This is a genomic window from uncultured Campylobacter sp., from assembly GCF_938045225.1.
Classification (GTDB): domain Bacteria; phylum Campylobacterota; class Campylobacteria; order Campylobacterales; family Campylobacteraceae; genus Campylobacter_A.
This window is the reverse complement of record NZ_CALINL010000294.1, coordinates 1-8,321: the sequence shown is the minus strand read 5'-3', so window position 1 is coordinate 8,321 and position 8,321 is coordinate 1. Positions and strand designations below refer to the sequence as shown.

The 8,321-nt window shown below is 47.7% G+C and carries 4 protein-coding genes and 3 pseudogenes; 6 read left to right on the top strand and 1 reads right to left on the bottom strand.

Annotated features, from left to right (window positions below; translation table 11 throughout):
* The 4 genes and pseudogenes from nusA to Q0200_RS10720 all read left to right on the top strand — a co-directional run.
* Positions 1-426, top strand: a pseudogene (nusA, locus tag Q0200_RS10735) (transcription termination/antitermination protein NusA); the annotation flags it as partial.
* A 655-nt stretch (positions 427-1,081) separates the two neighbouring features.
* On the top strand, positions 1,082-3,655 hold the full coding sequence (locus Q0200_RS10730; RefSeq protein WP_297941047.1) for a DNA polymerase III subunit gamma/tau: 2,574 nt from the start codon (positions 1,082-1,084) through the stop codon (positions 3,653-3,655).
* A 118-nt stretch (positions 3,656-3,773) separates the two neighbouring features.
* Positions 3,774-4,718 (top strand): annotated as a pseudogene (locus tag Q0200_RS10725) (minor capsid protein); the annotation flags it as partial.
* A 205-nt stretch (positions 4,719-4,923) separates the two neighbouring features.
* Positions 4,924-5,313, top strand: coding sequence for a hypothetical protein (locus Q0200_RS10720; protein ID WP_297941046.1), 390 nt, complete (start codon positions 4,924-4,926; stop codon positions 5,311-5,313).
* Between the two features lie 265 nt (positions 5,314-5,578).
* On the opposite strand, the gene rho is transcribed toward Q0200_RS10720, so the two are convergent.
* Positions 5,579-6,925 carry a transcription termination factor Rho gene (gene rho, locus Q0200_RS10715; protein WP_297941044.1) on the bottom strand — a complete coding sequence of 449 codons (1,347 nt, stop codon included), beginning with the start codon at positions 6,923-6,925 and terminating at the stop codon, positions 5,579-5,581.
* Between the two features lie 94 nt (positions 6,926-7,019).
* On the opposite strand from rho, the pseudogene Q0200_RS10710 reads away from it, so the two are divergent.
* Together Q0200_RS10710 and Q0200_RS10705 are read left to right on the top strand one after the other, a co-directional pair.
* A pseudogene (locus tag Q0200_RS10710) lies at positions 7,020-7,274 on the top strand (cation transporter); the annotation flags it as partial.
* Positions 7,275-7,347: 73 nt separating this feature from the next.
* Entirely contained in the window at positions 7,348-7,614 is a 267-nt protein-coding gene (locus Q0200_RS10705) for a cation transporter (RefSeq protein WP_297941048.1), read from the top strand.
* Positions 7,615-8,321 lie beyond the last annotated feature (707 nt).

Here is an 8,321-nt window from a genome sequence, read left to right as displayed (position 1 = left end):
GTGCTGATCGCCGCAAGCGCCAGAATCCCGGGTGAACGCGCTAAAGTCGCACTCGTGGCAACTTCGCCAAACGTCGATCCTGTGGGCGCGACCGTGGGCACCAAAGGCGTGCGCATAAACGCCGTGACAAAGGAGCTAAACGGCGAAAATATCGATGCGATCGAGTATTCTGCAGAGCCTGCGATCCTCATCACTCGCGCGATGGCGCCCGCGATCATCAGCTCGGTTAAAATCGGCGAGGATAACAAAGCCGTCGTGAGCCTAGTAACCGAGCAAAAGAGCAAGGCTATTGGCAAAAGCGGCATAAATATCAGGCTAGCTAGCATGCTAACGGGCTATGAGATCGAGCTAAACGAGCTAGGCGCTAGAGGCGAGGCTAAAGACGAGAATGCGAAGGATCTAAAGGCGCTGTTTGGCGATCTGTAGCCAAATTTGAGCCTTTTGGTCGCATTTGTTTAGGGCGGTAAATTTAAGGCGCGGCACCGGGATCAAATTTGAGTAAATAAATTTAGCTTAAATTTAATCCACTTTGTTTGCTAAATTTTGCCGCTTTTTATTTTCTACTTTAATGCGTTAAATTTATCTGTATTCATAACCTTATAAAACGAAAGAAACCTGCGAGTAGTGAAATTTCAGGGCGGCGAGTAACCGCCAAATTTTAGGTTATTTATTTTTAGTAGAGCGGTACATTGGGTGCTGATAGTCGTTCCTCTCGCAACCGGCAGCCAATAATCCAAATACCAAAGCAAGCGCGCACAATATAACTTTTCTCATTTTCTACCTTTTTTGAATTTCATTTTCGCGCGATTATAGCAAAATTCGCCAAATTGCCAAAATATCCGCGGTTAAATTTGACGAAATTTAGACTAGACAATTTTGCATCAAATTTGTATCAGTTTTGCAAGAACCGAACAGTATATACGTCAAATTTGCCAGGCCCCCAGCATGCGACTGATCCGCGCTTGCAGGCAAATTTCCTCGCCGAAATTTATCCCGCCTCGCGACGCGCCGAGCCGTAATATATTAAATTTTTATCCAAAAAAAAGTAGAATATCTTAATTTTAAATTTAAGGAAAAATCCGTGTTGCAAGCATTAGCGCTTAGATATAGACCGCGAAATTTTAGCGAGCTCGTAGGCCAGGAGGCCGTCAGCACCAGCCTCACGCACGCTCTGGACGAGAACCGCCTCACTCACGCCTACCTTTTTTCGGGGCTTCGCGGCAGCGGCAAGACATCAAGCGCTATGATATTTTCAAAAGCGCTGGTTTGCGATCACGGCCCGACTAGCCAGCCCTGCGAGCAGTGCGCCAACTGTATCGCTGCAAACGAAGGCCGCCACATCGACATCATCGAGATGGACGCGGCCAGCCACCGCGGTATCGACGATATAAAAGGGCTCATTGAGCAGACCAAGTACGCTCCGGCGATCGCGCGCTTTAAGATTTTTATCATCGACGAGGTGCACATGCTCTCCACGCCCGCGTTTAACGCGCTGCTAAAGACGCTCGAGGAGCCGCCGCCCTACGTCAAATTTATCCTAGCTACGACCGATCCGCTCAAGCTCCCGGCTACGGTGCTATCGCGCACGCAGCATTTTAGATTTCGCCAGATCTCGCGCCCGGACGTCGTCGCGCATCTTGACTTTATCCTAAACCGCGAAAACGTCCCGCACGAAAAAGAGGCCCTCGAGATCCTCGCTCGTAGCGGCGCGGGCTCGCTGCGTGACACTCTCACGCTGCTAGATCAGGCCATCATCTACGCCAAGGGCGAACTCACGCAAAGCGCCGTCGCGCAGATGCTGGGACTCCTTGATCCGCAGCGTATAGAGGAGATATTGGCGCTTGTTATGAGCGGCGACAAATCGGCCGTAAGCGCGGCGGTAGCGCAGCTAGAGAGCTACGACGCCGAGATGGTGATAGACGAGATAACGGCAAATCTAAAAGCAAATTTCCTCGCGCAAAGTCCGAAATACTCGCTGCTTTTGTATGAGAGATTTTTTAGGATCCTCTCGCAGGCACGCTCAATGCTAAGCGTTAGCAGCGACGGCGGATTCGTGCTTGGAGTGATGCTTTTTATGATGATAGAGGCGATAAATCTAAAATCGATCGACGAGATGATAGCCGTGGATGCGAGAGAAAAAATTGCGGATTCGCAGGCACGCGCGGCTGATTTTAGCGCTTCTTCTGCGGCGTCAAATTTCACGGGCGGACGAAGCGAAACGGCTAAATTTAAGGCTCCTGCGCAGACGGGTTCTACGGACGGGTCAAATTTTACGGGCACAAACGCGGCTAAACTCGCCTCGCAAAACGGCGCGGCTCAGGGGCGAAATTTGAGCGCTCAGACTCTAGCCGGCTCGGCAAATTTAAATGCCAAGACGCCGCAGGAGATGGGCAACCAAACCAGCGCCGCAAAAACTCCAAATCCAGCCTACGAAGCTTTTTTGGCCAAAATTTACGACCGCAGCTTTGATCTTGGCGAGTGCTTTAAAAACAGCATCGAGTTTTTGGAGTTTTCAGACGGCTGCATGAGTCTGGCCTCAAGTGCGGCGGGCGACGATCAGAAACGGCTTCGCGAGGGTTCGAAAGTGATTTTGCAGATCTTGCGCAGTCTTTTTGGCGAGAGCGCAAAGATAAAGATAACTCCCAGGCAAAGCCCAGAAATAGGGGCGCAAGAGCAAAAGGGTGCGGCAAATTTGGATAATGAGCACGCTAGCGCAGAAAAATCTGATGACGCCGAAACTGCTTCAGGCCTAGGGAGCGCTAAATTTGACGCAAACGTCTCGGAGGAAAATTTAAATCAAAACGCCCAAGCGCAAGAGTCCTCAAATCTGACCGGAAATTTGTTTTCAGAAGGTAGCAAGGAGAGGACGGCTGCGCCCTCGGAGCAAAATTTGGGCGCCGAATTTGAAAGCGGCGAGCAGGGTAAGCAAACGCAAAATTTGACTCCGCAAACGCAAACGGATATAAATGACGCGGCTCCGAGCGCGCAAACAAATATCGGCTCGCCTATAGGCGAAACCGAGACCTTAAATTTAAGCGAAAACACGGCAAATTTGACGCAAAACTCGCAAACGCAGGCTGGTTTAAATCAACCGATCAAGCCTAAATTTACGCCCGATTTTGAGAGTATGCGCGACGATACGCATGATTTTCACGAGGCGTATTCGCTGAAATTTAAGACTGATGACGGCGCCCTAGCGGGGGCGGATCTGGCCTTTTTAGACGACGAACTAAAGCGGCTCGAGAGCCAAAATGCCGCGAAAACGGAGCAAAAACCAAGCAGCGCCGCTAAATTTAACCAAAACTATGCGCCGCAAACGGCAAGCTACGGCGAGTCGCCCTTTGATCCTGATGGCGTGAGTGAGATATTTAGCGAGGCGGCAGAGTATGACGACGGCCCTTTTGATCGAGATGCGAACGAGCACGTAAATGCCGACGCAAGGCAAAATTTAGATACGGCAAATTTAATCAGCGACGAGTTTCAAAGCGAAGCGAATTTTGACGACTCGTCCTCAAACGAAGCAAATTTGAACGCTCAAAATCCTACGTCAAATTTGGCCGCAAAAACTCAAACCGATCCCAAAGCTGCAAAAACTCAAGCGGTTTTAAAAGAAGCCAAACGACTGTTTGGAGAGCCTGAAGTCTTAGAAATTTGAGGCGTTTGATTTAGCTCGTTAAATTTGCATACCGTTTTGATATTTTTAGTAGGGCGCGACCGTTAAAGCGTGGAACAACGGGCTAAACGCCGATCAGAAAAAGCGCCTTGAGCGCGAATTAAAAATAGGCGTGAGTTTAGGCGAGACTACGCCGATGTTGGCGCAAAGAATAGCGCATGTTTTAGAGAAAAACAAACGTGACGCTACCGCTATCGCTCTAACCGGAGCAGGTGCGATAGTAAGCGAAATACGCCAAGCTTTTTTCGAAGCAAACGCGGGCGTAATAAAATGCTACAAATATCAAGCCACGCTAGATACTCGCACGTCCGCGCTGTGTAGGGCTTATGACGGGTTAACGTGGGATAAAGACTATAAACCTATCGGACACGAATTCCCGTTTCGCAAACCGCGCGTAAATACTCATTTTAATTGTCGTAGCACCATAATACCCGTAACTAAAAGCTGGGATGAGCTGGGCGTCGAGGGAATGGACGAAGCGAGCGGTCGCACTAGGTCAAGTATGAACGGCTACGTGCCGCAGGATATGACGTTTAACGACTGGCTAAAAACTCAAAGCCCCGAAACGATAGAAAAGACGCTAGGTAAAGGCAGAGCCGAGCTATTTATGCAAGGCAAGATCACTATGCGGGATTTAATAACGCAGCAAGGGCATGCGCTTGATTTGAGAGATATTTACAAAAAGAAAAAGCTAAACGAATACGACACCAGGAACGTGAAGCATTTTGATATTCCGCGCAAACTAGCTAAAAGGATAAATTTGAAAACGGATACCATACGGGGCAGTATTGATTATTTATATGAAAAACACCCCGAGATGTTTACTAACAAAGATGATTTAAAAAATCAAATCATAGACGCCTTGAGAAATCCTGAATTTATAAAAGAAGCTACATTTAAAGCTGATGGCGTAATTATCGGCAAGTCGATAGACGATAAGAAAAAGAAAATGATTGACATCGGCATAAATATAAACGACGGCGTGATTTTTCACATAAACAAGAAGCGTTGGGATACCACAATGAAGGCTTTAAAAAATAGGTAAGCGGTGAGACCACCCACACCCTCACACAGGTTTCTATCCCCAGGGGCGGTAATGCTTTGCTAAGAAGCTGGGCTGTTTGACGAGCCGTTCGCTTACCTACTTGTGAAATTATACCATATTTTTTCACCAAACCAAACCACTTTAAAATTTAAGTTACTATTCTATCAAAGGCCGTGCCTTAAATTTAACTCTTGTGGAGGACGAAATGACGATCGAGGAGCTAGAAAAGCAAGTCAGTGATTTGCAAGCCGAAAAAGAAGCGATGAACGCTAAAAACAAAGAGCTTTTAAGCGAGGTAAAAAAGCTAAAAGCTAAAAATAGCGACGCGGTGGACGCAGAGAAATACGCCGAGCTTGAAGCCAAATACGACGAGCTAAAAGCAGAGAATGACAAGCTCGCTAAAAAATACGATACCGATACGAAAAAGCTAAACGCCGATCTAGCCAACGCTAACGGATCGCTAAATAAGTATCTAATCGACGCGGGGCTAAGCGATAATCTCGCAAAGGCGGGCGTAAAGGCGGAGTTTTTAGAGGCGGCTAAGGCGCTACTGCGCGGCAATGCGGCAAATTTAAGTAAAGCAAGCATGCGTTAAGCAAATGTTGTTGTAAATTTGGCACAAGTCGCAATAATTGACGATATAAAAAGCCTGCGAAGTTGTAGTAGCTAAGAAAAATTAGGGTGTTATGCTTATTTATGAGTGCTTGTAATTATTAGGCGCAAATTTAACAGAGTGACAAAAAGTAGAATATGCGAAGAAAGATAAGTCCATAAAATTATAAAATTTAGAGCATTTTAAAGTAGGTCGGCGAGCCGAAACGACTCGCGCAAGGGTTAAATTTATCTAAAAAGCGACTTCACTATTCGTTTAATATCGAAAGCAACTCTTTGTTATCCTTGGTTTTTAGCATCTTGGCGTATAAAAACTTAAGCGCCTCTATGTCGTCCATCGTTGCGATCGCCGAGCGGATGGCCCAGATCTTTTGCAGTTCGTCCGGTTTTTGCAGTAGTTCTTCTTTTCTTGTGCCTGATTTTAGTACGTTGATGGCAGGGTAGATTCGGCGGTCGGAGATGTTGCGATCAAGGACGATTTCGCTGTTGCCCGTACCTTTAAACTCCTCAAAAATAACCTCGTCCATACGCGAGCCAGTATCAATGAGTGCAGTGGCGATGATGGTGAGGCTGCCGCCGTGTTCGATATTTCGCGCCGCACCGAAAAAGCGCTTAGGCTTGTGCAGGGCGTTTGCGTCCACGCCGCCGGTTAGCACCTTGCCGCTTGGCGGAGTTACGGTGTTGTAAGCGCGCGCTAGGCGGGTGATGCTATCAAGCAGGATGATGACGTCCTTGCCCATTTCTACGAGGCGTTTGGCCTTTTCGATGACGAGCTCGGCGACGCGCACGTGGTTCATCGCAGGAAGGTCAAACGTCGAGCTAAATACCTCGCCCTTTACGCAGCGCTGCATGTCTGTGACCTCCTCGGGACGCTCGTCTACGAGCAAGACCATGAGATGCGACTCGGGGTGGTTGCGCGCGATGCCGTGAGCTAGCTCTTTCATGAGCTCGGTTTTACCGCTTCTAGGAGGTGCGACGATGAGGCCGCGCTGACCCTTGCCAAGTGGCGTAAAGAGATCGAGCACGCGGCCCGTTAGCTTCATAGGATCATATTCGAGGCGAAGTTTTTCCGTCGGGAAAAGCGGGGTTAGGTTGTCAAATAACGGGCGCTCCTTAGCCTCGATTAGCGGCATATAGTTTAGCGCTTCGATTTTTAGCAGGGCGTAGTATTTTTCCTGATCTTTTGGTTCGCGCACTTGACCCGTCACGATGTCGCCCACGCGCAGGGCGAATTTGCGAATTTGAGAGTTTGAGACGTAGGCGTCGTTTGAGCTGTCGCTGAGGTTTGCGTCTACCGAGCGCAAAAAGCCGTAGCCCTCGCTCGTGATCTCTAAAATACCCGTAAAAAGTATAAATCCGCCCTGTTTTGTTTGGGTTTTTAGGATCTCAAATATCAAATCTTGTCTGCGAAATTCGCGCGGATTCTCGACGCCTACGCTGTTTGCGATAGCGATGAGCTCCTCTAGGCTAAGGGTTCTTAGCTCTTCGATTTTGTGTCCGTCGACGGGGATGTGGGTGCGCGAGTTTTGGTGTTTTTTCGTGGTTTTTTGACTTTCCTGCGCAGAATTTGCAGGCTGGGTCGCGTTATTTTCCATTGTGTCCTCTTTAAAATTACGGAATAATTTTGTAGATAAATTTAAGTTTCAAAAGAAGTTTTTGAAAGTCGCATTTTATAAAATTTTGGCTTTGATGTCAAGAAGTGATATAATCTCGCCAAAAATGAAAAGGAATTTCAAAATGATGGATTTTAAAGACGGTAAGCGCGAAAAAACGATAATAAAAACCGCGCTTATCGGCATAGTTACAAATTTTTTCTTAGCCGCGGCGAAAATTTTTATCGCCATGGTCTCAAACTCGGTCGCGCTCATATCAGACGCCGTAAATAACCTTAGCGATGCAGGCTCAAGTATCATCACGATATTTGGCTCAAAGCTAGCTAGCAAGATACCGGGCGAAGCCCCACCCCTACGGCTACGGCAGGACCGAGTATATCGGCGGTCTCATCGTTTCGGTTATCGTGCTGATGCTCGGATTTCAGTTTCTAAAAACCTCTATCGAAAACATCTTCGCACCAGAGCCCACCAGCTTTACGATGCCGTTTTTGGCGTTTTTGTTCTGCGCGGTATTCGTCAAATTTGCGCTTGGCTTTTACTACAAAAAGATCGGCAAACAAACCAAATCTATCTCGCTAAAAGCTGTAGGGCAGGAGGCTCTGGGAGACGCGATCATATCGTGCGTGATCCTTGCTCTGCTGCGCTGTCGTACTTCGCCAATATCCAGATAGACGGCTACGCTGGCGCTTTAGCGTCGCTTTTTATTATCATAAACGGCGTGCTTTTGATAAAAGAAACCTTCGATAAAATCATCGGTCAGCGCGTCGAAAAGGAGATCAGCGACGAAATTTACGCCGCCGTAAATCGCTGCGAGATCGTACGCGGCGCATACGACCTGATACTTCACAACTACGGCGCGCAGCGATACGTCGGCTCGGTAAACGTCGAGATAGACGAGCATTTGCCCCTTAGCGAGGTTTCGCAGAGGCTAAACGAGCTTCAGATCGAGATTTATAAAATTTACAGGATCTATCTGGTTTTCGGCGTTTATAGCGTAAATTTGGGGCAGGACGAGAGCCGCACCTGCGTGGCAAATTTGCTCTCGGAGTTTAGCAGCGTGCGCGGATTTCACGCGTTTTTTATTGATAGCAAGAAAAAGAGCGTGAGGTTTGACGTGGTGGTCGATTTTGCCGAGAAAAATCTAAGCCGTCTGCGCGCCGAGATAGAGCGCGAGATCTCGCTAAGCTTTCCGGGGTATAAAATTTTCATCGTGATAGATAGGGAGTTTGCGTGAAAATATTTATTGCCGTGGTATAATTTTATTGTTTAATAAATATTTCAAAGGAGGATATATTGAGAAAAATAATAGCCGCTTCGCTGGCGTGCTTGCTGTGTTCTAGCGCAGCGTTTGGGACGGATGCGCCTGGTTTTACGGCGG

Coding starts and splice junctions, on each gene's coding strand:
- rho (WP_297941044.1), bottom strand. CDS start 6,925: ATGGAAAATAACGCGACCCAGCCTGCAAATTCTGCGCAGGAAAGTCAA.
- Q0200_RS10720 (WP_297941046.1), top strand. CDS start 4,924: ATGACGATCGAGGAGCTAGAAAAGCAAGTCAGTGATTTGCAAGCCGAA.